Genomic DNA, 23,488 nt, shown 5'->3' on the forward strand with positions numbered 1-23,488 from the left:
GCGCGATCAGTCCCGGCCCCAGAACTTCCAGAACGGCTTCTTTGAGGCGACCTCGACCGATTCAGGCTGCTCGACAGGCGCGAAGGCCGTCGCGGTGGTGGGAGCTGATTCCATCGGGTTCGGCGTCGGCACCGGCACGGATGCCGGGTTGACGATCGCGGCATCGGCCGTCTTCACGGCAGCGGTGGCGTCGGCAGGTGTCGAGCCGGTCACCGTATTGGCCGCAACCGTGGTCGCGGTCTTGGCAGCCGCCATGCCTTCAAGGTCGGCGACCTTCATCATCTTGCCGGCCTCGAGCGAAGTGCCGGTCGGCGCATAGGCGAGTTCGCGGCCCTTGCGCTGCTTGGCAACGACGGCCTTGCGCTCGGCTTCCGACGGATCGTACCACGCCATGCCGTCGAATTCCTTCGACGCCTTGGTGTAGGCCAGCTCATAGGTCTTGTCGTAGGAGGCAAGCGCTGCGGTCAGCGCCGGCGGCGTCGACATCTCGGGGCACTTGCCGCCGGGATTGAACGCGCCGGAGGACTGCTGGTTGAAGACGTATTTCTTCTCGCAGAAATTCACTTCCGGCGGACGCTTGGTGACTTCGAAATTGTCGTAGCCGACCTTCAGCATCTTCCAGAAATCGGCGTTCTCGTTCATCCGGTGCTTGAACATGTTCTCGGCCGTCATCCGGAACGGGAAGGCCTGCAACTGCACGCCCGTCTGGCCGCCCTTGAAGGCGTCGCGCGCGAATGCGTAGATCTCAAGCACCTGCTCGTCCGTCATCGAATAGCAGCCGGACGACGAGCATGCGCCGTGGATCATCAGATCCGTGCCGGTGCGGCCGTTGACGGCGTCGTAGCGGTTCGGAAAGCCGGTATTGATGGCGAGATAATATTTCGAGTTCGGGTTCAGGTTCGCCTTGGTCAGGTTGTAGAAACCTTCCGGCGCCTGCCGGTCACCCTGTTTCACCTTGGGACCGAGACGGCCCGACCAGGCGCAGATCTTGTAGCTGGCGATCTTGTCGTAACGGTTGTCCGTCTTCGCCTTCCAGATCTCGAGCTGACCTTCTTCCTTGAAGATGCGGATCAGGATCGGCGAATTGCGATCCATGCTCTTCGCGGCCATTTCGTTGAGGATGCGCGGCGGAAGCGGCTGTTCGACCTTGTTCTTGACCTTGGACAGGTCGATCTGCGTGGTTTCCAACGCGTCGTTGCAGCCGGCCAAGGCCAGCGCCATCAGGGAAACATAGGCAAAATGACGAAAGCGCATTCAATCTAGCCCAATTACGAGATGCGACCCAATCCGTTGAACGGGTTCGAAGTGAAGCGAATCATTGGCCCAATCTGGTTTATAAAACCTTAACGACCATGCCGCGCACCCACGACCCCCGCAAGCACAAAAGCTATTGATAACACTAATGTGGCCAAGGTTTGGCCGCAATCCGCGGCCTCCCCCAAGCCTGCTTCGCAACCCCGTTAGAGGTTGCGGCCCATGTTCAGGAACTTCTGGCGGCGATCGTTGCGGATCTGCTCGCCGGTGCGGCTGGCCATTTCGCCGAGCGCATTGGCGATGACGTCGCCGGTCGACGCGATCACGCTATCAGGATCGCGATGCGCGCCGCCGAGCGGTTCACCGATGATGCCGTCGATGATGCCGAGCGCCTTCAGGTCATCCGAGGTGATCTTCATGTTGGTGGCCGCTTCCTTGGCGCGGGCGGAATCGCGCCACAGGATGGAGGCCGCCCCTTCAGGCGAGATCACGCTGTAGATCGCATGCTCGAGCATGTAGACCCGGTTGCCGGTGGCGATCGCGATCGCACCGCCCGAACCGCCTTCGCCGATGACGACGGAGATGATCGGAACCTTGAGGCCGAGGCACATTTCCGTCGAGCGGGCGATGGCTTCCGCCTGGCCGCGCTCTTCGGCGCCGACGCCGGGATAGGCACCAGCCGTATCGACCAGCGTGATGACGGGCAGACCGAAGCGGTCGGCCATCTCAAGCACGCGGATCGCCTTGCGGTAGCCCTCGGGGCGCGCGCTGCCGAAATTGTGCTTCAGGCGGCTCTTCGTGTCGTTGCCCTTTTCCTGGCCGATGACGGCAACAGGCTGGCCACGGAAGCGAGCGAGACCCGCCTGGATCGCGGCGTCCTCAGAAAACTTGCGGTCGCCGGCGAGCGGCGTGAATTCCTGGAAAAGCGTCTTGGCATAATCGACGAAGTGCGGCCGCTGCGGATGACGCGCGACCTGGGTCTTCTGCCAGGCGTTGAGCTTCGAATAGATTTCGACCGTCGCTTCGCGAACACGAACTTCGAGCCTGCCGATTTCATCGGATGTGTCGATGCTCTCGTCTTCCGAGGCAATCTTCTTCAATTCGATGATCTTGCCTTCGAGGTCGGAGATCGGCTTTTCGAAGTCGAGATAATTGTGCATGAGGTGCGTTTCCGTTCCTTGTGCCCGGGGCATTTGTCTTTTGGCTGCCCTTGTCGCCGGTCCTAATCCTGCTTTTTCGCCTGTTTGGCAAGGGGGTGATGCGTTTGGACCAGTTGCTGGAGCCTTTCTTCCAGCACATGCGTGTAGATTTGCGTGGTGGAAATGTCCGAATGGCCAAGCAGTTCCTGCACCACGCGCAGATCGGCGCCGTTGGCCAGCAGATGGCTGGCAAAGGCGTGCCGCATCACGTGCGGCGAGATCATCGATGGGGTAAGCCCCGCGCGGATCGCCAGGTTCTTGAGGTCGCGGGCAAAGACCTGCCGGGCGAGATACCCCTCCTTAGAGGCCGCCGGAAACAGCCACGGGCTTTCCTGTGGATTTTCGGCTTTTGCCGCCTCGGCCGCCAGCATCCGGCCATAGAGCTTCAGCGCCGCGATCGCCGATTGCGACAGCGGCACCAGCCGCTCCTTGTTGCCCTTGCCGCGAATGATCAGGAAGCGCCCCTCCTGGTCGAGCACGCGGGCGGGAAGCGACACCAGCTCGCTGACGCGCATGCCGGTGGCATAGAGCAGCTCCAGGAGCGCCAGCATGCGCAGCCGCTGCAATTGCCCGGGCGCCTCGTCCTGCGCCTCCTCCTCGGCCTTTTCCAAAAGCCGGCCGACTTCGTCGACGCCCATCGTCTTCGGCAGCGCCCGCCCCTTCTTCGGCGCGTCGAGAATGCCGGTCGGATCGTCGATGCGCAGCCCCTCGGCATAGAGGAACTTGTAGAACTGCCGCATCGCCGCCAGCCGCCTCGCCTGCGACGAAGGCTTGAAGCCCTGCGCGGCAAGTGATGCCAGATAGGCCGAGAGATCGGCGGAGGCGGCCTCCGTCAGCCGCACGCTTCTGCCGTTCAGGAAGGAATGCAGGTCGTCGAGATCGCGCTCGTAGGAGGAAAGCGTATTGGCCGCGGCACCCCGCTCGGCGCTCATCATTTCGAGAAAGGACTCGACCTGAACGCGGCTGAGATCCCTCATCGCGTCACTTCTTCGCCGGGCTGATCGCGCCGGTGGCGGGCGGGTTGATACGTTCGGATGGAATGCGGATCGTCACGTCGCGCTCCTTCGGCTCGACGAAAGTCACGAGCGCCCACATCGTTCCGTATATCGCTCCGGCGATGACCGCCAATATGGCGAGAAATCGGAACAGGCTCGGCATTCAACAACTCCATGGCTTTGCTTCTTTATGAAGAAGCGCGTTTGCAAGTGCAAGAAGCAGCTTTTGAACCATGATTCCCTTACCTCTGACTTGACGCTACACCTGCATTTGTTGATACCGTTCGCAAACAAAGTGTGAATGGACCAATGAACGACCCAGTTCTGATCGTTGCCGATAGCCTGAGGGACAGAGCTCGTGCTGCGCTCGGTTCGCGCAATCTGATCCTCGTGGGTCTGATGGGCGCCGGCAAGTCGTCGGTGGGCCGCATCGTCGCCACCCAGCTGGGCATCCCCTTCATCGATAGCGATGCCGAGATCGAGCGCGTGTCGCGCATGTCGATCAGCGAGCTTTTCGCAGCCTACGGCGAGGACGAATTCCGCGCGCTCGAGGGACGGGTCATGAAGCGGCTGCTGAAGGGCGGCCCGCGCCTCGTCTCCACCGGCGGCGGTGCCTTCATCAACGACCGCACCCGCAAGCATATCAAGCGAGGCGGCCTGTCGGTCTGGCTGAAGGCCGATCTCGACGTGCTCTGGGAGCGCGTCAACAAGCGCGACACCCGCCCGCTGCTGAAGACCGAAAATCCGAAGCAGACGCTCGAAAACCTGATGAACGCAAGATACCCGATCTATGAGCAGGCCGACCTCACCGTCCTCTCGCGCGATGTGCGCAAGGAAGTGATGGCCGACGAAGTGCTGAAAGCCGTGATCGACAGCAGAACCGAAAGTGCAGCCTGATGAATGCGATTGCCGCCTCTGCCGAATGCAAGGTTCACGTGCCGCTGGGCGACCGCGCCTACGACATCCTGATCGGCCCCGGCCTGATCGCGCGTGCCGGCGCCGAGATCGCCGCCCGCCTCAAGGGCCGCAAGGCCGCCATCATCACCGACGAGAACGTCGCGCCGCTTTATCTCAACGCCCTCGTCGAAAGCCTGACGGCATCGGGCATTGCATCGTCTTCGCTGGTCTTGCCGGCCGGCGAAAAGACCAAGAGCTTCGAGCATCTGATCACCGCCTGCGACAAGGTTCTGGAAGCCCGCGTCGAGCGTAACGATTACGTGATCGCGCTCGGCGGCGGCGTTATCGGCGATCTCTCCGGCTTCGTTGCCGGCATTGTCAGACGTGGCGTGCGCTTCGTGCAGATCCCCACATCGCTGCTGTCGCAGGTCGACAGTTCCGTCGGCGGCAAGACCGGCATCAACAGCCGCCACGGCAAGAACCTGATCGGCGTCTTCCACCAGCCCGACCTCGTGCTGGCCGATACCGATGTGCTCAACACGCTCTCCGAACGCGAATTCCGCGCCGGTTACGCCGAAGTCGCCAAATACGGTCTGATCGACAAGCCCGATTTCTTCGCCTGGCTGGAGAAGAACTGGCAGTCCGTCTTCTCCGGCGGCGCCGCCCGCATCGAGGCGATCGCCGCAAGCTGCCAAGCGAAATCGGATGTCGTCGTCGCCGACGAGCATGAAAACGGCCAGCGAGCCCTGCTCAATCTCGGCCATACCTTCGGCCACGCGCTGGAAGCCGCCACCGCCTATGACAGCAGCCGCCTCGTCCATGGCGAAGGCGTTGCAATCGGCATGGTGCTCGCCCACGAATTCTCGGCCCGCATGAACCTCGCAAGCCCTGACGATGCAAAGCGCGTCGAGCATCACTTGAAGGAAGTCGGCCTCCCCACCCGCATGTCGCAGATTCCAGGCACGCTGCCGCCGGCCGAAGTGCTGATGGACGCGATCGCGCAGGACAAGAAGGTCAAGGGTGGCAAGCTCACCTTCATCCTCACCCGCGGCATCGGCCAGTCTTTCGTCGCAAACGACGTCCCGGCATCCGAAGTATTGAGCTTCCTCAAGGAAAAACACCCGCAATGACCCTCGAAGGCACGCTGGCATTTCTTTCCGCATATTGGCCGGAAATCGTTTCCATCGTGGCCCTCGTCCTCATGTCCGCCTTCTTCTCCGGCTCCGAGACGGCGCTGACAGCCGTATCGCGCAGCCGCATCCACACGCTTGAGGCAAACGGCGAGGAACGCGCCGGCATCGTGCGCGAACTGATCGAGCGCCGAGACCGGCTGATCGGCGCGCTCTTGATCGGCAACAACCTCGCCAACATCCTCTCGTCCTCGATCGCCACCAGCGTCTTTCTCGGCCTGTTCGGCAACTCGGGCGTGGCGCTCGCGACGCTTGCCATGACGGTCATCCTCGTCATCTTCGCCGAAGTGCTGCCGAAGAGCTGGGCGATCTCGATCCCCGAGCGTTTCGCACTCGCCGTCGCCAAGGCCGTCAAGGCCTTCGTCTTCATCGTCGGCCCGGTCTCCTCCTTCGTAAACCTCATCGTCCGCTGGATCCTCGCCCGCTTCGGCATCAACCTGTCGCGCGAAGTCTCCATGCTCTCGGCCCATGAGGAGCTGCGCGGCGCGGTCGATCTCTTGCATCGCGAGGGATCGGTGGTTAAGGCCGATCGCGACCGCCTCGGCGGCGTGCTCGATCTCGGCGAACTCGAACTGTCCGATATCATGGTCCACCGCATGGCCATGCGCTGCATCAACGCCGACGATCCGCCCGAAGTGGTCGTTCGCACCATTCTCGACAGCCCCTTCACCCGCATGCCGCTCTGGCGCGGCACGACCGACAACATCATCGGCGTCGTGCATTCGAAGGACCTGCTGAGAGCGCTCGCCGAGCGCAACGCCGAGCCCGAACAGCTCGACATCATTAAGATCGCGCAGAAGCCGTGGTTCGTGCCTGACAGCACCAACCTTGAAGCGCAGCTCAACGCCTTCCTGCGCCGCAAGCAGCATTTCGCCGTCGTGGTCGACGAATATGGCGAGGTGCAGGGCATCGTCACGCTTGAAGACATCCTCGAGGAGATCGTCGGCGATATCTCCGACGAGCACGACATCGAGATGCAGGGCGTACGCCAGGAGGCGGACGGGTCGGTGGTGGTCGACGGCAACGTGCCGATCCGCGACCTCAACCGCGCGCTCGACTGGCAGCTTCCCGACGAGGAGGCGACGACGATCGCCGGCCTCGTCATCCACGAATCCATGACCATTCCCGAGGAGCGCCAGGCCTTCACCTTCTACGGCAAGCGCTTCATCGTCATGAAACGCGACAAGAACCGCATCACCAGACTGCGTATCCGCCCGGCGGAGGAGAACGAAAACAACCCCGCCTGATCTACCGTCCCCCCTTGTCACCCATTGCGCGCTGCGGGAGGAGCCCGGCGAGCAGCATCATTATGGATTTGATATGTTTGATCTTCTCTGGCGCTCGATCGCCATCGGCATCGGCGCCACCGTCCTCATGGACATCTGGTCGATCGCGCTTGCCAAGGGCGCAATACCGAATTGGGGACCACCAGGCCGCTGGCTCTGGCATCTCTTCGCCAAGGGCACCGTCTTTCACGACGATATCGGCAAGGCCGAACCCTATAAGCACGAAGTCGCGCTCGGCTGGGTCTTCCACTACGCCGTCGGCATCATCTACGGCATCATGCTGGTGATCCTGACCGGCCCTTACTGGCTCGTCGCGCCTACCTTCCTGCCCGCCTGGATCTGGGGCATCGTCACCATCGCCGGCGGCTGGTTCCTGCTGCAGCCGGGCCTCGGCATCGGCTGGGCGGCATCGAAGACGCCGAACCCCAACAAGGTCCGCTTCCTCGGCCTCGTCGCCCACACCGTCTTCGGCTTCGGCCTATACGCGACGGCACTTCTGATTCGTTAGAGACGACCGGCCATCCTTGCGAAACCGCCGCACCGCGCCCATATGACGCGGTGTCGGCTTACCAGCGCACCGGCTCTCCGGGCGCCGCCGGCTCCACTGCCAGCGCATGCAACCCCGCATCCAGTTCAGGTTTCAAAAGCTCCGTGATCGCCCGGTGACGCGCCAGCCGTGTCATGCCGGCAAACGACGCGGACACGATCCTGACCCGCATATGGGTCTCGCCTTCCCCTGTAACGTCAGGGTGATGGCCGGCATGCAGGTGGCTTTCGTTGATGACATCAAGCCGCTCCGGCGCGAATGCCGCGGTGAGCTTCTCTTCGATGGAGGATTGAACCGTCATGAGCCGATCTTGCTGCCTTGAGAAAAAGGTTCCCACCAAGCCAGCAACATTCCCGTTTGTCAATTCTTGTCCTCACCCATTCTGAGCCCCATAATTAGCGCCGTCATGAGACTTGATTCCAAATATTTCGATCGCATCCGCACCCGCCGCAAACGCGAGCAGGAACCCGAACAGGCTCCCCCGTCCTGTCAGTGGGACGGCTGCGACAAGAAAGGCGTGCATCGCGCTCCCGTCGGACGCAATGCCGAGGGGCAGTTCTTTCTCTTCTGCTTCGAGCACGTCAAAGAGTACAACAAGGGCTACAACTATTTCTCCGGCCTCTCGGACGGCGAGATCGCGCGCTACCAGAAGGAAGCGATCACCGGCCACCGCCCGACCTGGACCGTCGGCGTCAACAAGTCGGCCAAGGATAGCCCGATCCAGTCGGATATCCGCTCCGGCGCCTATACGCGGGTTCGCGACCCCTTCGGCTTCGTCAAGGAAAACAAGAGCAGCGGCCCGCGCTTTCCCGAGCAGCGCAAGCTGAAGAGCCTGGAAGCCAAGGCCTTCGACACGATGAACCTTGCGGCCAACGCCACATCGTCCGAGATCAAGAGCCGCTACAAGGAACTGGTGAAGAAGCACCATCCCGACGCGAACGGCGGCGACCGTGGTTCCGAAGAGCGCTTTCGCGCCGTGATCCAGGCCTATCAATTATTGAAGCAGAACGGTTTTTGTTAATTCCCGTCCTTGCTCTTGGTCTTCAATCGGGTATGGTCCAAATCGGCTGAGGCCGCAGGCAACCGCGGCACCTTTTTCCGCGTTTGTCTCACAGGCGCCTCGGCCACTTCCGGACGCGGCGTTTCTTGTCCGGGACTATCGTCAAGAATGCTCGCAGGCGGTGATTTGATCGTCCCCGAGGTTTCGTTTCAGTCCCGGAGAAGCATCGCCGACGTTCAGACATGAGCGCGTGGGATACCACAACGCCATGATCGCGAAACGAGCTGAGACAGTATGGCAGGGTGTCGACCACCCGCCTTGGAGACATGATGAGCAAGATTGACCTTGATATCTCGGAACTTCCGGACACCACCGTTTCGGTCAGGGAGGTCTTCGGCATCGATTCCGACATCCGCGTTCCGGCCTACAGCCAGGGCAGCGCCTATGTTCCGGATCTCGATCCCGACTATCTCTTCGATCGCGAAACCACGCTCGCCATCATTGCCGGCTTCGCTCATAACCGACGCGTGATGATCTCCGGCTACCACGGCACCGGCAAGTCCTCGCATATCGAGCAGGTCGCCGCCCGCCTCAACTGGCCCTGCGTGCGTATCAACCTCGACAGCCATGTCAGCCGTATCGATCTCGTCGGCAAGGACGCCATCGTCGTCAAGGACGGCCTGCAGGTCACCGAATTCAAGGACGGCATCCTGCCCTGGGCCTACCAGCACAATGTCGCGCTCGTCTTCGACGAATACGACGCCGGCCGCCCCGACGTCATGTTCGTCATCCAGCGCGTTCTGGAATCCTCCGGCCGCCTGACGCTGCTCGACCAGAGCCGCGTTATCCGCCCGCACCCGGCCTTCCGCCTGTTCGCGACCGCCAACACGATCGGCCTCGGCGACACGACCGGCCTCTATCACGGCACGCAGCAGATCAACCAGGCGCAGATGGACCGCTGGTCGATCATCTCGACGCTGAACTATCTGCCGCACGAGCACGAAGTGAACATCGTCGCCGCCAAGGTGAAGAGCTTCGGCAAGGACAAGAACGGCCGCGATACCGTCTCCAAGATGGTACGCGTCGCCGATCTCACCCGCGCCTCCTTCATGAACGGAGATCTCTCGACCGTCATGAGCCCGCGTACCGTCATCACCTGGGCTGAGAATGCCGAGATCTTCGGCGATCTCGCCTTCGCCTTCCGTGTCACCTTCCTCAACAAGTGCGATGAACTGGAGCGTCCGCTGGTTGCCGAGCACTATCAGCGCGCCTTCGGCGTCGAGCTGAAGGAAAGCGCCGCCAACATCGTCCTGGAGGCCTGAGGCTAACGGATCATGGCAGCGCGTGGTGACAATTCGAAAGCAAAGCCCGGTGCACCCGTCGACGTGGAGCCGCTGCGCCGGGCGATAACCGGCAGCGTGCGCGCGATCGCCGGCGACGGCGAGGTCGAGGTGACCTTCGCCAACGAGCGGCCGGGCATGACCGCCGAGCGCATCCGCCTGCCGGAACTGTCCAAGCGCCCGACGATGCACGAGCTTGCGGTGACCCGCGGGCTCGGTGACTCGATGGCGCTGCGGCTTGCCTGCCATGACGAAAAGGTGCACGCGACGATGGCGCCGCAGGGCTCCGACGCCCGCGCCATCTTCGATGCCGTCGAGCAGGCGCGCGTGGAATCGATCGGCGCGCTGCGCATGGAAGGCGTCGCCAGCAATCTGCGCTCGATGACGACGGAAAAATACGCCAAGGCCAATTTCTCCGGCATCGAACGCCAGGAAGACGCACCCGTCGGCGAAGCCGTCGCCATGATGGTGCGCGAAAAGCTGACAGGCGAAAAGCCGCCGGAATCCGCCGGCAAGGTGCTCGATCTCTGGCGCTCCTTCATCGAGGACAAGGCCGGCAAGGATCTCGAGAACCTGACCGGCGTCATCAACGACCAGCAGGCCTTCTCCAAGGTCATCCGCAACATGCTCACAGCCATGGAAATGGCCGAGGAGTATGGCGATGACGACAGCGATCCCGATTCTGACGACCAGCAGGACGAAGAAGACAAGCCGAGCGGCGAAGACCAGAACGACGACGATGTCGAGGACGATGCCGGCTCGGATGCCGCCCCCGTCGAGGACAGCGAAGTCGCCGACGAGCAGATGGAGGACGGCGAGACCGAAGGCGCCGAGATCTCCGACGACGACATGCAGGAAGAGGGCGAGGACGACTCGGAAACGCCGGGCGAAACCCGCCGTCCCAACACGCCCTTCGACGATTTCAACGAGAAGGTCGACTACCACGTCTTCACCGAGGAGTTCGACGAGACGATTACCGCCGAGGAGCTGTGCGACGCCGCCGAGTTGGAGCGCCTGCGCGCCTTCCTCGACAAGCAGCTCGCCCATCTCCAGGGCGCCGTCGGCCGCCTCGCCAACCGCCTGCAGCGCCGCCTGATGGCGCAGCAGAACCGCTCCTGGGACTTCGACCTGGAAGAGGGCTATCTCGATCCGGCCCGCCTGACGCGCCTGATCATCGACCCCACCCAGGCGCTCTCCTTCAAGAAGGAGCGCGACACGCAGTTCCGCGATACGGTCGTGACACTGCTGATCGACAATTCCGGCTCCATGCGCGGCCGCCCGATCACGGTTGCCGCCACCTGCGCCGACATTCTCGCCCGCACGCTGGAGCGCTGCGGCGTCAAGGTCGAAATCCTCGGCTTCACCACCAAGGCCTGGAAGGGTGGGCAGGCGCGGGAACAGTGGCTCGCCAACGGCAAGCCGCAGACGCCGGGCCGCCTGAACGACCTGCGCCACATTATCTACAAATCCGCCGACGCCCCATGGCGCCGCTCGCGCACCAATCTCGGCCTGATGATGCGCGAAGGCCTGCTCAAGGAAAACATCGACGGCGAAGCGCTGATGTGGGCGCATAACCGCCTGATCGCGCGGCGCGAGCAGCGCAAGATCCTGATGATGATCTCCGACGGCGCGCCGGTCGACGATTCGACGCTCTCAGTCAATCCGGGCAACTATCTGGAGCGCCACCTGCGCGCGGTGATCGAACGCATCGAGACCCGCTCTCCGGTCGAGCTCCTCGCCATCGGCATCGGCCACGACGTCACGCGCTACTACCGTCGCGCTGTCACCATCGTCGATGCCGACGAACTGGCCGGCGCCATGACCGAACAGCTTGCCTCGCTCTTCGAGGACCAGGCGGCGCAACCGCGCGGCGGACGCGCCCGCCGCGCCGGCTGATCGCCCATGAAGCTATCGGCTCCGGCGTTCCGAACCCGTTTCGCTGGAGCCCTCATGCTGGCCGCCTCACTTGCGACCGGCACATCCGCATTGGCCGAAACGCCGGCCGCGGAAGTGAGAAGCAGCATCATCTCGAACTTCAAGATCGGCTCCGACGAGAAGCGCTTCGGGCCTTTCGAATTCGTTGGCGGCCTGGAAATGGTCTCCCCGAACCGTCTCTTCGGCTCGCTGTCTTCCATCCGTTTCCGCGATGACCAAAAGCATTTCGTCGGCGTCCTCGATACCGGCCACTGGATGACCGGCCGCATCGAGCGCGGCGCGGACGGCAGCCTCAGCGGGCTTGCCGATGTCGAGATCACCCCAATGCGCGACCGCGTCGGCAAGATCCTCGAAGGCAAGGCACTGATGGATGCCGAGGGCGTCGCGCTGAAGGACGGCAAGGTGCTGGTCTCATATGAGCAGTTTCACCGCGTCGATCTCTATCCCGATCCCGGTTTCGAGACCTCGCGCGCGCTCGACACACTCCCCATCCCTTTCGAGAAGAAGCAACTGCGCGCCAATCGCGGCTTCGAGACGATCGCCGTCTCGCCGCCATCGAGCCCGCTCAAAGGCGGCACGCTGATCGTCGCCGAGCGCAGCCTCGACGACGACGGCAACGCCTATGCCGCGATCCTGGACGGACCGCTGAAAGGTAAGCTGGCGCTTGCCCATTACGGCGACTTCGACGCCACCGACGGCGCCTTCCTGCCGAATGGCGACCTCCTACTGCTGGAGCGCCGTTTCAACATGGCTGAAGGCATCGGCATGCGCATCCGCCGCATCAAGTCGGCCGATATCAAGCCCGGGAGCGTCATGGATGGCGAGATATTGATAGAGGGCGATTTCGGCTACCAGATCGACAACATGGAAGGCCTAGACACCTTTACCGCCGCCGATGGCAGCACCCATGTCATCATCGTCTCCGACGACAACCACTCGATTCTCCAGCGCAACCTGATGCTGGAATTCAAGCTCGACGAGCAGCGGCCCGGCCCATCGGCCGACACCGCCGCCTCGCATTGACAGGGCGCGTCAGCCCTCGAAGTAAGCATGTCGGTCGAGATCGGCGATCAGCCCCTGATGCCTGGGCTCCCAGCCGAGCGTTTCCCGCGTCCAGGCGCTGGACGCCCGGTTGTTGATCGACGCGAAATGCGTGAACCAGCCGAAATGCTCCGCCGCCTCTTCCGGCGACTTTGAAACGACAGGCAGGCCCAGCCGCTTGCCGATGACGCCGGCGATCTCGCGAAACGGTATCCCCTCCTCCGCCACGCCATGGTAACGCGCACCCGCCTGCGCCTTCTCCAGCGCCAGCCGGTAGAGGCTGCCAGTATCGAGGCGATGCACCGCCGGCCAATGGTTCATGCCCTCGCCGATATGGGCCGAGGCACCTTTCTCGCGCGCGAGACCGATAACGATGGGCACGAAGCCATGGTCGCCATCGCCATGTACCGAGGGCGGAAGACGGACCACCGAGGCGCTGAGGCCATCCGGCACCATGGAGAGCGCCGCCTTCTCCGAGACGCGCGGAATGGCTGACGACGAGGGTGCCGCCATCTCCTCCGTGGCGACCGCGCCCGGCGCCAGCAGACCCGTGCCCGAGGTCACGACCATATGCCGCCCGGAGCCCGAGAGCACCTTGCCCATCGCCTCGATGGCGCGCCCGTCAATCTCGCAATTCTCCTTGAACTTGGAGAAGTCGTGGATGAAGCCCGTATGGATCACGCCGTCGCAGGCATCAGCCCCCCGGCGCAGACTGTCGAGATCCTCGAGATCGCCGCGATGAGCCTTTGCCCCCGTAGCCTCTAGCGAGGCGGCCGAAGCATCCGAGCGGGCGAGACCGAGCACCTGATGGCCGGCCTGAATGAGATCCTGAACGACGGCCGAGCCGACAAAGCCGGTGGCACCGGTAACGAAAACGCGCATGCTCATCTCCTTGCTTGCTGCGACGCGCCTGCCGATGCGGACGTGTCGAGTGCGGGCGTGTCGAGGAAAAGCTAGGGCCTTGAGACGATACGGTCCATGTTATATTGTCCGGAATATCTTCGCGATCGTCCGGAGTTTTCAATGGATCCTCTGTCAAACGTTCTCTCGCTGTTGAAGCCGCAAAACTATCTCTCCGCCGGCATGGAGGCGGGCGGCGATTGGGCGATCCAGTTTCCAGACCAGAATGGTGGCATCAAGTGCGGCGCCATCGTGTCGGGTAGCTGCTGGCTCAGTGTCGAGGGTATCGAGGATCCGGTACATCTACGCCCCGGCGACAGCTTTCTGCTCCCACGCGGCCGGCCGTTCAGGCTCGCCACCGATCTCGCACTTGAGCCAATCCCGGCCGCCACGATATTCCTCGGCCCACGCAAGGATGGCATCGTCTCCTTGAACGATGGCCGCGACTTCTCGATCGTCAGCTGCCGCTTCGGCCTTGCCGGCAGTCACGCCGATATCCTGCTGAAAATGCTGCCGCCGATCGTGCTCTTACGCGACGAGCAAAGCCAGGCAGCGCTGCGCTTTGCCGTCGAGCAGATGATGCAGGAACTGCGCGCACCGCAGCCGGGCGGCTTTCTGATCGTCGAGCACCTCGCCCATATGATCCTCGTGCAGGCCTTGCGGCTGCATCTGGCGGATCGCTCGAACACCGGCGTTGGCTGGCTCTTCGCGCTCGCCGACCGACAGATGAGTGCTGCGATATCGGCGATCCACGACAGCCCGGCCGAACGCTGGACGCTGCAGGCGCTTGCCTCGCACGCCGGCATGTCGCGCTCCACATTCGCGCAGAAATTCAGGGAAACGGTCGGCACTTCGCCGATGGAGTATCTGGCGCAATGGCGGATGCTGCTGGCCGGCAACCGGCTGGAGAACTCCCGCGACCCGATCTCGGTCATCGCGCCCTCGCTCGGCTACGAGTCGGAGGCGGCCTTCAGCACGGCATTCAAGCGGATCATGGGCTGCTCGCCCCGGCAATACGTCCGCGACCGCCCCAAAATGGCGACGGCGCTTTCATGATGAAGCGCCGCCGTTAGATTTTATCGAGGATCAGCTGGCCGCGCGGGCGCCCTGCATCGGCCTGAGCACGCTCATCAGCGCGCCGTAGGGCAGAAGCATCACGAGGCCGACCAGGAGCTTCACCCAGAAATCGCCGATCGCCCAGGAAATCCAGCGCGGCGCCTCGGCGGCGAAAACGCCGAGAACAGGCGACGCCTCGAGCGCGAAAGGCTCGTTCGGGCCGAGGAAGACGAAGAAGGCGGCGAATGACAGCGAGAAGAAGATCACCGTGTCGAGCATGGAACCGAGCACCGAGCCGACCAGCGGCGCGCGCCACCAGGCCTGCCGGCGCAGCCGGTTGAACAGCGCGATATCGAGCAGCTGACCGGCCAGATAGGCCGTACCGGAAGCGATCGCGATGCGCGGCACCGATGTGAAGAAGGAGAGCGCCACGCCGACGAGGAAGCCGGCAAACACCACCTTGCGCGCCGCCTGCGGCCCGAACTGACGGTTGGTGAGATCGGTGATCAGGAAGGCGACCGGATAGGTGAAGGCACCCCAGGTGAGCAGATCGGCGAGATTGACGCCTGCGAACGTGACGTTCAGCGGGAACTGCACGAGGAAGTTCGACGAGACGACGACAAGCGTCATCAGGGCGACGTAGATAAGGGTATAGCGCGTCTGAAGCATTTTTTTATCCTGGGGTATGCCACCAGTTGGAGGAATATCAGGCAAAGCAAAAGGCTTGAACGGGATTATCCGTGCAAGCCTTTTGAAGCCGTATAGCTTAAAGTCGGTTATTGCTTAAGCAGCAACAGCCGTTTCAGCGGTCTTCTTGACGATCTGGCGGCGCAGCAGACGAGCGCGCATCGACAGTTCGTTTTCGCTTGCCTTGATCAGGAAAGCATCGAGACCACCGCGATGCTCGACGGTACGCAGAGCAGCAGCCGAAACGCGAAGACGGTAACGCTGGCCGAGCGCGTCGGAGATCAGCGTAACCTGGCACAGGTTCGGGAGGAACCGGCGCTTGGTCTTGTTGTTGGCATGGCTGACATTGTTGCCAACGAGGACTGCCTTGCCGGTCAATTCGCACATGCGGGACATGGGACACCTATTCTTGTTTTTCTCGGCCATCGATTGCCGACCCGCGCAAAGTCGAGCTTGCAATCCATCAGGCCATGATTGGAAAGTTGCGGTTCTATAATCAGACAGACCGTGCACGTCAAGCCAAACCTTGGCCTTTCCGGCGATTCAGTCCAAAAGCCTCGCAATTCCGTCAAAAAGCTTTTGTTCTCTAAAGGCCACGACAGGCGTATAGACCGTATCTCGCGACCTGACCAGCGCACCGAACAAGGTTCAATTCATGGCTCATTGGGGCAAACGCATTTTCATTTCCGCCTTGGCGGGCCTGATGGCCATTCCGGCAGGCGCCGCCGAAGTCGTGCATCACACGGAATACAAGGTCGCGCTCGGCATCATCACCATCGCGCGCGCCGCCTTCATGACCCGCATCGAGGACGACAAGACCTATCGCGTCTCCGGCGACATCAGCTCGGCCGGCCTCGCCGATCTTGTCACCACCATCTCGGCCAAGACCAGCGTCGATGGCCGGCTGCGCGGCAATCGCATGCAGGCGGACCACTATCTGCTCTACTACAAGAGCGGCAAGCGCGCCCGCACCTATGATGTCCGCTACTCCAACGGCAACATCACCTCGACCACCGTGAAGCCCCCGCGCAAGCCGCCGCAGAACTGGGTCGACGTTCCGGCCTCGGACATGCGCGCCGTGCTCGACCCCATTTCCGGCCTGATCTTCCCCGCCGACACCAATGTCTGCGCGCAGAAACTGCCGATCTATGACGGCGAGATGCGCATGGATCTCGTGTTGTCGCCGAGCGGATCGAAGGACTTTTCCACGCAGGGCTTCACTGGCAAGGCCACCGTCTGCAACGTGCGCTTCGTGCCGCGCTCGGGCTACAAGAAGGGCCGCAGCGACATCGAGTATCTGAGCAAGAGCAGCCGCATGGAAATCTGGTTTGCCAAGGCCGACGCGGCCAACGTCATAGCGCCTGTCTTCGTTCGTATCCCGACCCAATACGGGCCGGTCACCATCACGGCGGTGAAGTACAGCGCAAGCTGACGGAGCGGCCTAGACCGCGTTGACTGCGACCCACAAACGAAAAGTGCGGCAATCATGCCGCACCCCTGTTTCTGACGTCGATCCCGATGATCCCGGCTTCGTGAACCCAGCAGGCGTATCGCGCTCACCTGCCTGTTGGTGATTAGGCGGCGCGATACTCGCTGCTTGGGAGAACATCTCGCAACCGGATCGCCGGGCGAGCGCCGCTTAGCGCATCGCGATGACCATCTTGCAGAGCTTGACGAGGCTGCCGTCGAAGCCGCCGCCGCCGCCGGCCAGGATATCCTTGCAGCGAACCTTCATCTTCGCCCGGTCACCTGATGACATGTCGTTGAAGGCCTGGAGCTGCCGGCTGTTCATGTTGTTGAGGCTGTTGCGCCCATTGGTTCCATTGGTGCCGTTGGTACCATTGTTGCCGTTGGTCGGGTCGTTCGGGTTCTGCGGATCATCGGTTCCCGGCAGGCCGAGATTGAGGTTCAGCAGTGTGTTGGTGCCGAGAGCCACCTTCGCCTTCGCGCCCAGCAGGCTGGAGCCGCCGACATTGGCGTTGACACCCGTGTTGAGCCCGCGCGATCCGCCGACGCTCGCGGTGTTGCTGACGCCGAGGCCGCCACCGCTACCACCACCTATAGAGGTGTTCGTGCCGACGCCACTGGACCCACCGACCGACGCCGAAACGCCGAGGCCGCCGCTTGAGTTGCTACCGACGTTTGCATTGACGCCACTGGCACCGCCGACCGACGCGGTTGCAACATTGCCGTTTCCGCCGACGTTTGCATTGACGCCATTTGCGCCGCCGAGCGATACGCTGAGCCCATTGGTGGTCCCGATGCTGAGACCATTGCTGCCGCCGACGTCAAAGGCGCTCGCGGGCAGCGGAGCCAGAAAAGCGGCGCAACCTACGGCCAGAACAGCGTATTTCGATGCATTAAAGTTCATTCCAACCTCCACGAGATGCTGCCGGGCCCAATGCCCAGGCAGTCGAAACCAATGAAGGGAAGCGCGCATTCCCGAAGCGGCGGTCTGTAACCAAGAGTGGAAGCCAGCCCGCCTCTACATGAAAACAAGAATATGCGTAAATTCTAACATTTCAATGTGTTTCGCGTATAGGTTTTGTAAGCCTCGCAAGACGGATAACATATTATGAATAGCTAATGCAAAATACATGCACAACCGGAGACATATGTCTCCGTAAATGGGACGGATTGCAGCAGGATGAGACGGCCAGGTGGAATAAGGCGAAACAGGGGCGTGCGATGTGTACCCGTTCTGGAATATACGCGCCGATTTATACAATCAATGATACGCATTCCATCGTTTACCTCGCGCGCCAAAATGAAACGGCCGGCACCGCATTTAAGCGATACCGGCCGCCTCGATCATTCTGATATGACGATCAGAATTCTTCCCAGCTGTCCGCCACCGGCGCCGCCATGCCGTGGGCTCTTGCCACGCGCGAAACCAGATGCAGCGCGGGCGAGCTCTGCGCCGCCCTGGACGGTGGCCTGATGGCATAGGCCTCGCTGAGCTTGAACTGCGCGATCAGCCCGCGCAGCGCCTCGGCCTCGGCCGCCAGCTTGTGGCTCGCCGCCGTGCTCTCCTCGACCATGGCCGCGTTCTGCTGCGTGGATTGGTCGAGCTGGTTGACCGCCTGATTGATCTCCTTCAACCCCGTCGCCTGCTCCTTCGAGCCCTCGACGATCGCCACGACATTGACATTGATGTCGTTGACCTGGCTGACGATGGTCTCGAGCGCCTTTCCAGTCTGCCCGACCAGATCGACCCCGTTGCGCACCAGCTCGCTGGACTTGGTGATCAGCGACTTGATCTCCTTGGCCGCACTTGCGGAGCGCTGCGCCAGTTCGCGCACCTCCTGCGCAACGACCGCGAAGCCCTTGCCCGCCTCGCCCGCGCGCGCCGCCTCGACACCGGCGTTGAGCGCGAGAAGATTTGTCTGGAACGCGATGTCGTCGATCACGCCGATGATATTGGTGATCTCGCGCGACGACTGCTCGATCTGGTCCATCGCCGCCACGGCGCTGCGAACGACCTGACCGGATTGCTCCGCCCCCTTCTTGGTCTGGGAAACGAGCTTGCCGGCCTCGTCGGCGCGGTGGCTGGAATCGTTGACCGTCGTGGTGATCTCCTCCAGCGCCGCCGCAGTCTCCTCGACGGAGGCCGCCTGCTGCTCCGTGCGCTTCGAGAAGGAATCGGCCGTCGAGCCGATCTCGCGGGAACCGGCAGCGATCGCATGCGCGTTTTCGCCGACGGTCTTCATGGTCTCCGAGAGCCGGGCGATCGTCGCGTTGAAATCATGCCGCAGCTGCTCCATCGAGGGCACGAAGGCTGTCTCGACCGTCTTCGTCAAGTCGCCCTCCGAAAGCCCGCGCAGCGCCTGCCCAAGCAGGCTGATGGCGCTCATGCGCTGCGTCACGTCGGTGGCGAACTTCACCACCTTGTAAACCCGGCCATTGGCATCCGTGATCGGATTGTAGGCCGCCTGGATCCAGATCTCCTTGCCGCCCTTGCCATAGCGAACGAACTCGTTGGCGATGAACTCGCCCGCAGCCAGTCGGCGCCAGAAGTTGGCGTATTCCTCGGTGCGCGCGTAGGACGGTTCGCAGAACATGCTGTGATGCTTGCCGACGATCTCATTCAGCGAATAGCCGAGGCCGTTGCAGAAGTTTTCGTTGGCCTTGATGATCTCGCCTGTCGGCTTGAACTCGATGACCGCCTGCGAACGCGAGATCGCGTCCAGCTTGCCGGCGTCCTCGACCGCCTTGTTCTTGGCATCCGTGATATCGGACGCGAGCTTCACGACCTTGAACGGCTTGCCGTGCTTGAAGACCGGGTTGTAGGAGGCCTGGATCCAGATCTCGCGCCCGCCCTTGGCGAGCCGCTTGTAGGCGCCGGCATCATATTCACCCCGGCCAAGCCGGGCCCAGAAATCGCGATACTCCTGCGATGCCGCCAGCGCCGGCTCGCAGAACATGCTGTGGTGCTTGCCGACAATGTCGGAAAGGCTATAGCCGAGAGCATTGCAGAAATTCTCGTTCGCCTTCAGCACATTGCCTTTCAGATCGAACTCGATGATTGCTTGCGATTTTGCAATCGCACCGAGGATATATCCCGCATCAGATGCCAGACCGAACATTCCCATCCCCTTGCCTGCGACGCCATCCATTGGCGTTGCGCGTTGTTAGGAGAGGCATCGGGAACGCGTTCCTTCGAAGATCTATGGGGCAAATCCTGACAGCAAGTAACAACTATCTCAGATCGCATCCACCGAAGCTCTCACAACCGATGATCATGCCGCGAGAGTTAACGCCCGGTATACAACCAATATCTAATTTAAGGTCTCAACCCTGCAAAAACTCATAGTGTATTTCTTATATTTCAGGGACCGCGCGACCGCCCAATGAAAAAGGGCGCCCCGAGGGACGCCCTTTTAAACATGTCTGCTTTCAAGCCGCGAAGGCTTATTCCGAAGCCGCATCGGCCATGGCAGGCGCTTCGCCGGCGCCGGCATCGCCTTCGGCAGCAGCTTCGCCTTCGGCGCGGCGCGGACGACGCGGACGCGGGGTGGCGGCGCGACGGCGCGGCTGGCGGGTCGTTGCCGCACCGCTTTCCTCGTCCATAGACACCTCGGCCGGAATGCCTTCGATCTCCGGCTGCGGGCCGGTACCGTCGATCACTTCGGGCTGGGCTGCGGCTGCAACCGGTGCCGGACGCTCTTCGCGACGGCGCGGCTGGCGAGCCGGGCGCTCTTCGCTGCGGGGCTGCTCCTCGGCGCGCGGCTGCGGCTGGGGCTGCTCTTCGCTGCGCGGCTGCTCGTCGTTCTGACGGCGCGGCTGCTCTTCGTCGCGGCGCTGGCGCTGCTCGTTGTTGAAGCGGCGCTCGTCCGAACGGCGGCCCTGCTGCTCGTCATTCTGACGGCGCGGCTGCTCATCGTTGTTGCGGCGCTGCTGGTGCTCCTGCTGCTGGCGCGGAGGCTGAACGACCACGACGTCGTCATTGTCGCCGCCATCCATCTCGTCACCATCGCGCTCACTGCCGTCGCGGTCGAATTCGCCGCGGTCGTCGCGCTGGAAGCGTTCCTGCATCTGCGCCTGTGCGGCGGCAATGATGCGGTAGTAGTGTTCGGCGTGCTGCAGGTAGTTTTCAGCCATGACACGGTCGCCGGAGCTCTGCGCGTCGCGACCGAGCTGCGAGTATTTTTCAGCGATGTGCTGCGCGGTGCCGCGGATCTTCACGTCTGGGCCGGAGCTGTCGTAGGTCCGCGTCAGCGGATTGCCGCCCTTGCGGTTGAAATTGTTGTTGTTGTTATTGTTATTTCCGCCGCCGCCGCCGTTATTGTTGGTACGCCCGCGACCGCGTTTGTTCTGCTGTCCTGGCCTCATCGATCGTTCACCTGAATTCTCTGTTTGTGTGGAGTGATGGCACCGTCAACCGTGGTCGTTCGTCCGACTCAGGGTATTCGTGCCGCAAGCATAATGCGCCTTTGCGCCAACCTGCCGCTTGTTCTCAAGTCAGTTTGACTGATTCACGCATTGGGTCGTCTTCAACCTTTGAAACTCTCGTTTAAGAGAGTGGACCCCCGAGGCCGAGCTAGCTTCGAACGAACAATCGTTCTGACCTATCTCTCCAATACGTCGGGGCAACCTATATTGCTTCCCGTTTAAATCCAAGCCTTTTCTTCGCAATGACACCAATGGACTAGTCTATTCAGCCGCTTGTTGCCGATCAGCTACGGGCGAATACCAGCACACGGTCGTTGTGGCCGTAATCCTTCACCGATTCCAAGCATTTGAAGCCTTCAGCCTCAAAAACTTCGGTCACTTCCGTTCGCTGATCGTAGCCTATCTCGAGCCCTATAACACCGTCTGGATGCATGAACCTTGCGGCATCCTTGGCAATGGAACGGTAGGCGTCAAGCCCATCCACGCCGCCATCCAGTGCGGCGGCCGGATCAAATTTTGTCACTTCGGGAGCAAGAGTGTCAACGACACTGGACGCTATATAGGGCGGATTTGAGACAATAGCGTGAAACTTCCCGTCTATGGCCTGAAACCAGCTGGATTGCACCGCCTTGAAGCGCTGCTGCAGCCCGTTTCTTTCCGCGTTGGATTGCGCCGTCTTCAGCGCGTCGACGGAGATATCGCTGCCGATGCCCGATGCCTCGGGACATTCCTTGAGCAGCGCGAGGCATATCGCCCCGGTTCCCGTTCCCATATCCAGTATATGGAGATCGCCATGCCTGCCCGCAAGGTCTCTCATATAAGGAAGCATGGTATCGACGAGGATTTCCGTATCCGGCCGCGGCTCCAGCGTTTCCGCCGAAAGCGACAAAGGCAGGCCGTAGAACTCCCGCTCGCCCAGAATGCGATGCACCGGCTCATGCGCCAACCGGCGCACGATCGCGTCCTCGATCCGCGCAACAGCCACGTCCTCGACGACATCGCCACCCCGCATCAGCATCTCGGTCGTGGTCAGCCCAAGCAGCCCCGAAATCAAAACGCGCGCGTCGGCGGCCGGATCGGCCACGCCGGCCTCGGTGAAGCGTCGCCGCGCCTCGGCCAGAAGCTGGGAAACCGTCGCGCCGACCTGTTTCCCTTGATCGCTCATGGCTGCTGCTCGCCGAGCTGCGCCAGCTGGCTCGCCTGGTAGTCGGCCATCAGCGCATCGACGATCTCGTCAATTTCGCCCACCATCATCCGGTCGAGCTTGTAGAGCGTCAGGTTGATGCGGTGGTCGGTCACGCGGCCCTGCGGGAAATTGTAGGTGCGGATGCGCTCGGAGCGATCACCGGAGCCGACCTGGCTCTTGCGGTCGGCGGAGCGCTCGCTGTCGGCGCGCTGCCGCTCGGCGTCGTAGAGACGCGACCGCAGCACCTGCATCGCCTTGGCGCGGTTCTGGTGCTGCGACTTCTCGGAGCTGGTGACGACGATACCCGTCGGCAAGTGGGTGATGCGAACAGCCGAGTCGGTCGTGTTGACGTGCTGACCGCCGGCACCCGACGAGCGCATCGTGTCGATGCGGATATCCTCGGCGCGGATCTCGATGTCGATCTCCTCGGCCTCCGGCAGCACGGCAACAGTCGCCGCCGACGTGTGGATACGCCCGCCTGCTTCCGTCTCCGGCACGCGCTGCACACGGTGCACGCCGGATTCGAACTTCAGCTTGGCGAACACGCCCTTGCCGGTGATCGTCGCGATGATTTCCTTGAAACCGCCGGCTTCACCCTCGCTGGAAGAGAGAACCTCGACCTTCCAGCCATGTGCCGCCGCATACCGCTCGTACATGCGAAACAGGTCGCCCGCGAATAGCGCAGCCTCCGAGCCGCCGGTGCCGGCGCGGATTTCGAGGATGGCGCTCTTCTCGTCGGCCGCGTCCTTGGGCAGAAGCAGGATCTGGATTTCTTGTTCCAGCGCCTCGATCCGCTCCTTGACCTCCGGAAGCTCCATCTCGGCCATATCCCGCATCTCGCGGTCGACGGTCTTGTCGTCGAGCAGCGTCTCGAGATCGGCAAGCTCCGACAGCGCTTTTTCATAGGCGCGGATCTTGGTCACGACGGGCTGCAGCTCGGCATATTCGGAGGCAAGCTTGACGTAGACGTCGGCAGCCGGGCCGGCCGACATGCGCGCTTCGATCTCGCCGAAGCGGCGTTCCAGCTCGCGCATCTTTTCAACGGGAAGCTTCGCCACCCTCACTCCAATTCTGTTTGTCTCT

At 62.3% G+C, this 23,488-nt stretch carries 23 protein-coding genes; 10 read left to right on the plus strand and 13 right to left on the minus strand.

The annotated features are described in order from the left end of the window. Positions 1–6 precede the first annotated feature (6 nt). The 4 genes from AC1DOG_RS22755 to AC1DOG_RS22770 form a co-directional block, all read right to left on the minus strand. Positions 7–1,254: a L,D-transpeptidase family protein gene (locus tag AC1DOG_RS22755; protein ID WP_477931254.1), complete on the minus strand. Its 1,248-nt coding sequence runs from the start codon at positions 1,252–1,254 to the stop codon at positions 7–9. Positions 1,255–1,460: 206 nt separating this feature from the next. Next, the gene (locus tag AC1DOG_RS22760) at positions 1,461–2,414 is read right to left on the minus strand and encodes an acetyl-CoA carboxylase carboxyltransferase subunit alpha (protein WP_018901567.1); all 954 of its coding nucleotides are present in this window, start codon (positions 2,412–2,414) and stop codon (positions 1,461–1,463) included. A gap of 62 nt (positions 2,415–2,476) precedes the next feature. Continuing rightward, a complete protein-coding gene (xerD, locus tag AC1DOG_RS22765; RefSeq protein ID WP_477931256.1) occupies positions 2,477–3,430 on the minus strand; it encodes a site-specific tyrosine recombinase XerD in 954 nt (317 codons plus the stop codon). A gap of 4 nt (positions 3,431–3,434) precedes the next feature. Beyond that, a complete protein-coding gene (locus AC1DOG_RS22770) occupies positions 3,435–3,611 on the minus strand; it encodes a hypothetical protein (RefSeq protein ID WP_018901565.1) in 177 nt (58 codons plus the stop codon). 146 nt (positions 3,612–3,757) lie between these two features. On the opposite strand from AC1DOG_RS22770, the gene AC1DOG_RS22775 reads away from it, so the two are divergent. The 4 genes from AC1DOG_RS22775 (at position 3,758) to AC1DOG_RS22790 (ending at position 7,329) form a co-directional block, all read left to right on the plus strand. Beyond that, positions 3,758–4,345 carry a shikimate kinase gene (locus AC1DOG_RS22775; RefSeq protein WP_018901564.1) on the plus strand — a complete coding sequence of 196 codons (588 nt, stop codon included), beginning with the start codon at positions 3,758–3,760 and terminating at the stop codon, positions 4,343–4,345. Further along, positions 4,345–5,475, plus strand: a complete 1,131-nt coding sequence (gene aroB, locus AC1DOG_RS22780; RefSeq protein WP_477931259.1) for a 3-dehydroquinate synthase — start codon at positions 4,345–4,347, stop codon at positions 5,473–5,475. Before AC1DOG_RS22775 ends, aroB begins: the two co-directional genes overlap by 1 nt. Beyond that, positions 5,472–6,782 (plus strand): HlyC/CorC family transporter, encoded by a 1,311-nt coding sequence (locus tag AC1DOG_RS22785; protein ID WP_018901562.1) that lies wholly within the window; start codon positions 5,472–5,474, stop codon positions 6,780–6,782. Before aroB ends, AC1DOG_RS22785 begins: the two co-directional genes overlap by 4 nt. Before the next feature lie 73 nt (positions 6,783–6,855). Then, the gene (locus AC1DOG_RS22790) at positions 6,856–7,329 is read left to right on the plus strand and encodes a DUF2938 domain-containing protein (RefSeq protein ID WP_477931261.1); all 474 of its coding nucleotides are present in this window, start codon (positions 6,856–6,858) and stop codon (positions 7,327–7,329) included. Between the two features lie 58 nt (positions 7,330–7,387). Here the strand turns inward: AC1DOG_RS22790 and AC1DOG_RS22795 are convergent, their stop codons facing one another. Next, a complete protein-coding gene (locus AC1DOG_RS22795; protein WP_047508549.1) occupies positions 7,388–7,669 on the minus strand; it encodes a BolA family protein in 282 nt (93 codons plus the stop codon). Positions 7,670–7,774: 105 nt separating this feature from the next. Here AC1DOG_RS22795 and AC1DOG_RS22800 point away from each other — a divergent pair, with 105 nt between their 5' ends. From AC1DOG_RS22800 to AC1DOG_RS22815, 4 genes are all read left to right on the plus strand, one after another. Beyond that, the gene (locus tag AC1DOG_RS22800) at positions 7,775–8,389 is read left to right on the plus strand and encodes a J domain-containing protein (protein WP_018901559.1); all 615 of its coding nucleotides are present in this window, start codon (positions 7,775–7,777) and stop codon (positions 8,387–8,389) included. Between the two features lie 308 nt (positions 8,390–8,697). After that, on the plus strand, positions 8,698–9,690 hold the full coding sequence (gene cobS, locus AC1DOG_RS22805) for a cobaltochelatase subunit CobS (protein ID WP_018901558.1): 993 nt from the start codon (positions 8,698–8,700) through the stop codon (positions 9,688–9,690). 12 nt (positions 9,691–9,702) lie between these two features. Further along, positions 9,703–11,604, plus strand: a complete 1,902-nt coding sequence (gene cobT / locus AC1DOG_RS22810) for a cobaltochelatase subunit CobT (RefSeq protein WP_018901557.1) — start codon at positions 9,703–9,705, stop codon at positions 11,602–11,604. A 54-nt stretch (positions 11,605–11,658) separates the two neighbouring features. Beyond that, positions 11,659–12,666: an esterase-like activity of phytase family protein gene (locus AC1DOG_RS22815; RefSeq protein WP_477931265.1), complete on the plus strand. Its 1,008-nt coding sequence runs from the start codon at positions 11,659–11,661 to the stop codon at positions 12,664–12,666. 9 nt (positions 12,667–12,675) lie between these two features. Here AC1DOG_RS22815 and AC1DOG_RS22820 read toward each other — a convergent pair whose 3' ends face one another. Continuing rightward, the gene (locus tag AC1DOG_RS22820; RefSeq protein WP_477931267.1) at positions 12,676–13,566 is read right to left on the minus strand and encodes an SDR family oxidoreductase; all 891 of its coding nucleotides are present in this window, start codon (positions 13,564–13,566) and stop codon (positions 12,676–12,678) included. 141 nt (positions 13,567–13,707) lie between these two features. Between AC1DOG_RS22820 and AC1DOG_RS22825 the strand changes: the two genes are divergently transcribed. After that, the gene (locus tag AC1DOG_RS22825) at positions 13,708–14,640 is read left to right on the plus strand and encodes an AraC family transcriptional regulator (protein WP_477931269.1); all 933 of its coding nucleotides are present in this window, start codon (positions 13,708–13,710) and stop codon (positions 14,638–14,640) included. A gap of 30 nt (positions 14,641–14,670) precedes the next feature. On the opposite strand, the gene AC1DOG_RS22830 is transcribed toward AC1DOG_RS22825, so the two are convergent. Both AC1DOG_RS22830 and rpmB read right to left on the minus strand, forming a co-directional pair. Beyond that, positions 14,671–15,309 carry a queuosine precursor transporter gene (locus AC1DOG_RS22830; protein ID WP_289730207.1) on the minus strand — a complete coding sequence of 213 codons (639 nt, stop codon included), beginning with the start codon at positions 15,307–15,309 and terminating at the stop codon, positions 14,671–14,673. 114 nt (positions 15,310–15,423) lie between these two features. Further along, positions 15,424–15,723, minus strand: a complete 300-nt coding sequence (rpmB, locus tag AC1DOG_RS22835; protein ID WP_026283561.1) for a 50S ribosomal protein L28 — start codon at positions 15,721–15,723, stop codon at positions 15,424–15,426. Positions 15,724–15,982: 259 nt separating this feature from the next. On the opposite strand from rpmB, the gene AC1DOG_RS22840 reads away from it, so the two are divergent. Beyond that, the gene (locus AC1DOG_RS22840) at positions 15,983–16,759 is read left to right on the plus strand and encodes a DUF3108 domain-containing protein (protein ID WP_209191818.1); all 777 of its coding nucleotides are present in this window, start codon (positions 15,983–15,985) and stop codon (positions 16,757–16,759) included. Between the two features lie 207 nt (positions 16,760–16,966). On the opposite strand, the gene AC1DOG_RS22845 is transcribed toward AC1DOG_RS22840, so the two are convergent. From AC1DOG_RS22845 to prfA, 5 genes are all read right to left on the minus strand, one after another. Then, positions 16,967–17,698, minus strand: a complete 732-nt coding sequence (locus AC1DOG_RS22845) for a polysaccharide biosynthesis GNAT family N-acetyltransferase UppQ (RefSeq protein ID WP_477931272.1) — start codon at positions 17,696–17,698, stop codon at positions 16,967–16,969. Between the two features lie 457 nt (positions 17,699–18,155). Beyond that, positions 18,156–19,913, minus strand: a complete 1,758-nt coding sequence (locus AC1DOG_RS22850) for a methyl-accepting chemotaxis protein (RefSeq protein ID WP_477931274.1) — start codon at positions 19,911–19,913, stop codon at positions 18,156–18,158. Positions 19,914–20,238: 325 nt separating this feature from the next. Then, positions 20,239–21,159: a DUF4167 domain-containing protein gene (locus AC1DOG_RS22855; protein ID WP_477931276.1), complete on the minus strand. Its 921-nt coding sequence runs from the start codon at positions 21,157–21,159 to the stop codon at positions 20,239–20,241. A 343-nt stretch (positions 21,160–21,502) separates the two neighbouring features. After that, a complete protein-coding gene (prmC, locus tag AC1DOG_RS22860; protein WP_477931278.1) occupies positions 21,503–22,384 on the minus strand; it encodes a peptide chain release factor N(5)-glutamine methyltransferase in 882 nt (293 codons plus the stop codon). Then, entirely contained in the window at positions 22,381–23,463 is a 1,083-nt protein-coding gene (prfA, locus tag AC1DOG_RS22865; RefSeq protein ID WP_477931280.1) for a peptide chain release factor 1, read from the minus strand. Before prfA ends, prmC begins: the two co-directional genes overlap by 4 nt. Between the last annotated feature and the right edge of the window lie 25 nt (positions 23,464–23,488).

The organism is Rhizobium sp. 01N48, from assembly GCF_056399145.1.

Bases quoted from the DNA above. Each gene is read 5' to 3' on its own strand.
- AC1DOG_RS22760 (WP_018901567.1), bottom strand. From the start codon at position 2,414: ATGCACAATTATCTCGACTTCGAAAAGCCGATCTCCGACCTCGAAGGC.
- AC1DOG_RS22845 (WP_477931272.1), bottom strand. From the start codon at position 17,698: ATGAACTTTAATGCATCGAAATACGCTGTTCTGGCCGTAGGTTGCGCC.
- AC1DOG_RS22820 (WP_477931267.1), bottom strand. From the start codon at position 13,566: ATGCGCGTTTTCGTTACCGGTGCCACCGGCTTTGTCGGCTCGGCCGTC.
- aroB (WP_477931259.1), top strand. From the start codon at position 4,345: ATGAATGCGATTGCCGCCTCTGCCGAATGCAAGGTTCACGTGCCGCTG.
- AC1DOG_RS22825 (WP_477931269.1), top strand. From the start codon at position 13,708: ATGGATCCTCTGTCAAACGTTCTCTCGCTGTTGAAGCCGCAAAACTAT.
- cobS (WP_018901558.1), top strand. From the start codon at position 8,698: ATGAGCAAGATTGACCTTGATATCTCGGAACTTCCGGACACCACCGTT.
- AC1DOG_RS22850 (WP_477931274.1), bottom strand. From the start codon at position 19,913: ATGTTCGGTCTGGCATCTGATGCGGGATATATCCTCGGTGCGATTGCA.
- AC1DOG_RS22755 (WP_477931254.1), bottom strand. From the start codon at position 1,254: ATGCGCTTTCGTCATTTTGCCTATGTTTCCCTGATGGCGCTGGCCTTG.
- xerD (WP_477931256.1), bottom strand. From the start codon at position 3,430: ATGAGGGATCTCAGCCGCGTTCAGGTCGAGTCCTTTCTCGAAATGATG.
- AC1DOG_RS22795 (WP_047508549.1), bottom strand. From the start codon at position 7,669: ATGACGGTTCAATCCTCCATCGAAGAGAAGCTCACCGCGGCATTCGCG.
- AC1DOG_RS22830 (WP_289730207.1), bottom strand. From the start codon at position 15,309: ATGCTTCAGACGCGCTATACCCTTATCTACGTCGCCCTGATGACGCTT.
- AC1DOG_RS22815 (WP_477931265.1), top strand. From the start codon at position 11,659: ATGCTGGCCGCCTCACTTGCGACCGGCACATCCGCATTGGCCGAAACG.
- AC1DOG_RS22775 (WP_018901564.1), top strand. From the start codon at position 3,758: ATGAACGACCCAGTTCTGATCGTTGCCGATAGCCTGAGGGACAGAGCT.
- AC1DOG_RS22770 (WP_018901565.1), bottom strand. From the start codon at position 3,611: ATGCCGAGCCTGTTCCGATTTCTCGCCATATTGGCGGTCATCGCCGGA.
- prmC (WP_477931278.1), bottom strand. From the start codon at position 22,384: ATGAGCGATCAAGGGAAACAGGTCGGCGCGACGGTTTCCCAGCTTCTG.
- AC1DOG_RS22790 (WP_477931261.1), top strand. From the start codon at position 6,856: ATGTTTGATCTTCTCTGGCGCTCGATCGCCATCGGCATCGGCGCCACC.
- AC1DOG_RS22855 (WP_477931276.1), bottom strand. From the start codon at position 21,159: ATGAGGCCAGGACAGCAGAACAAACGCGGTCGCGGGCGTACCAACAAT.
- AC1DOG_RS22840 (WP_209191818.1), top strand. From the start codon at position 15,983: ATGGCTCATTGGGGCAAACGCATTTTCATTTCCGCCTTGGCGGGCCTG.
- AC1DOG_RS22800 (WP_018901559.1), top strand. From the start codon at position 7,775: ATGAGACTTGATTCCAAATATTTCGATCGCATCCGCACCCGCCGCAAA.
- rpmB (WP_026283561.1), bottom strand. From the start codon at position 15,723: ATGTCCCGCATGTGCGAATTGACCGGCAAGGCAGTCCTCGTTGGCAAC.
- AC1DOG_RS22785 (WP_018901562.1), top strand. From the start codon at position 5,472: ATGACCCTCGAAGGCACGCTGGCATTTCTTTCCGCATATTGGCCGGAA.
- cobT (WP_018901557.1), top strand. From the start codon at position 9,703: ATGGCAGCGCGTGGTGACAATTCGAAAGCAAAGCCCGGTGCACCCGTC.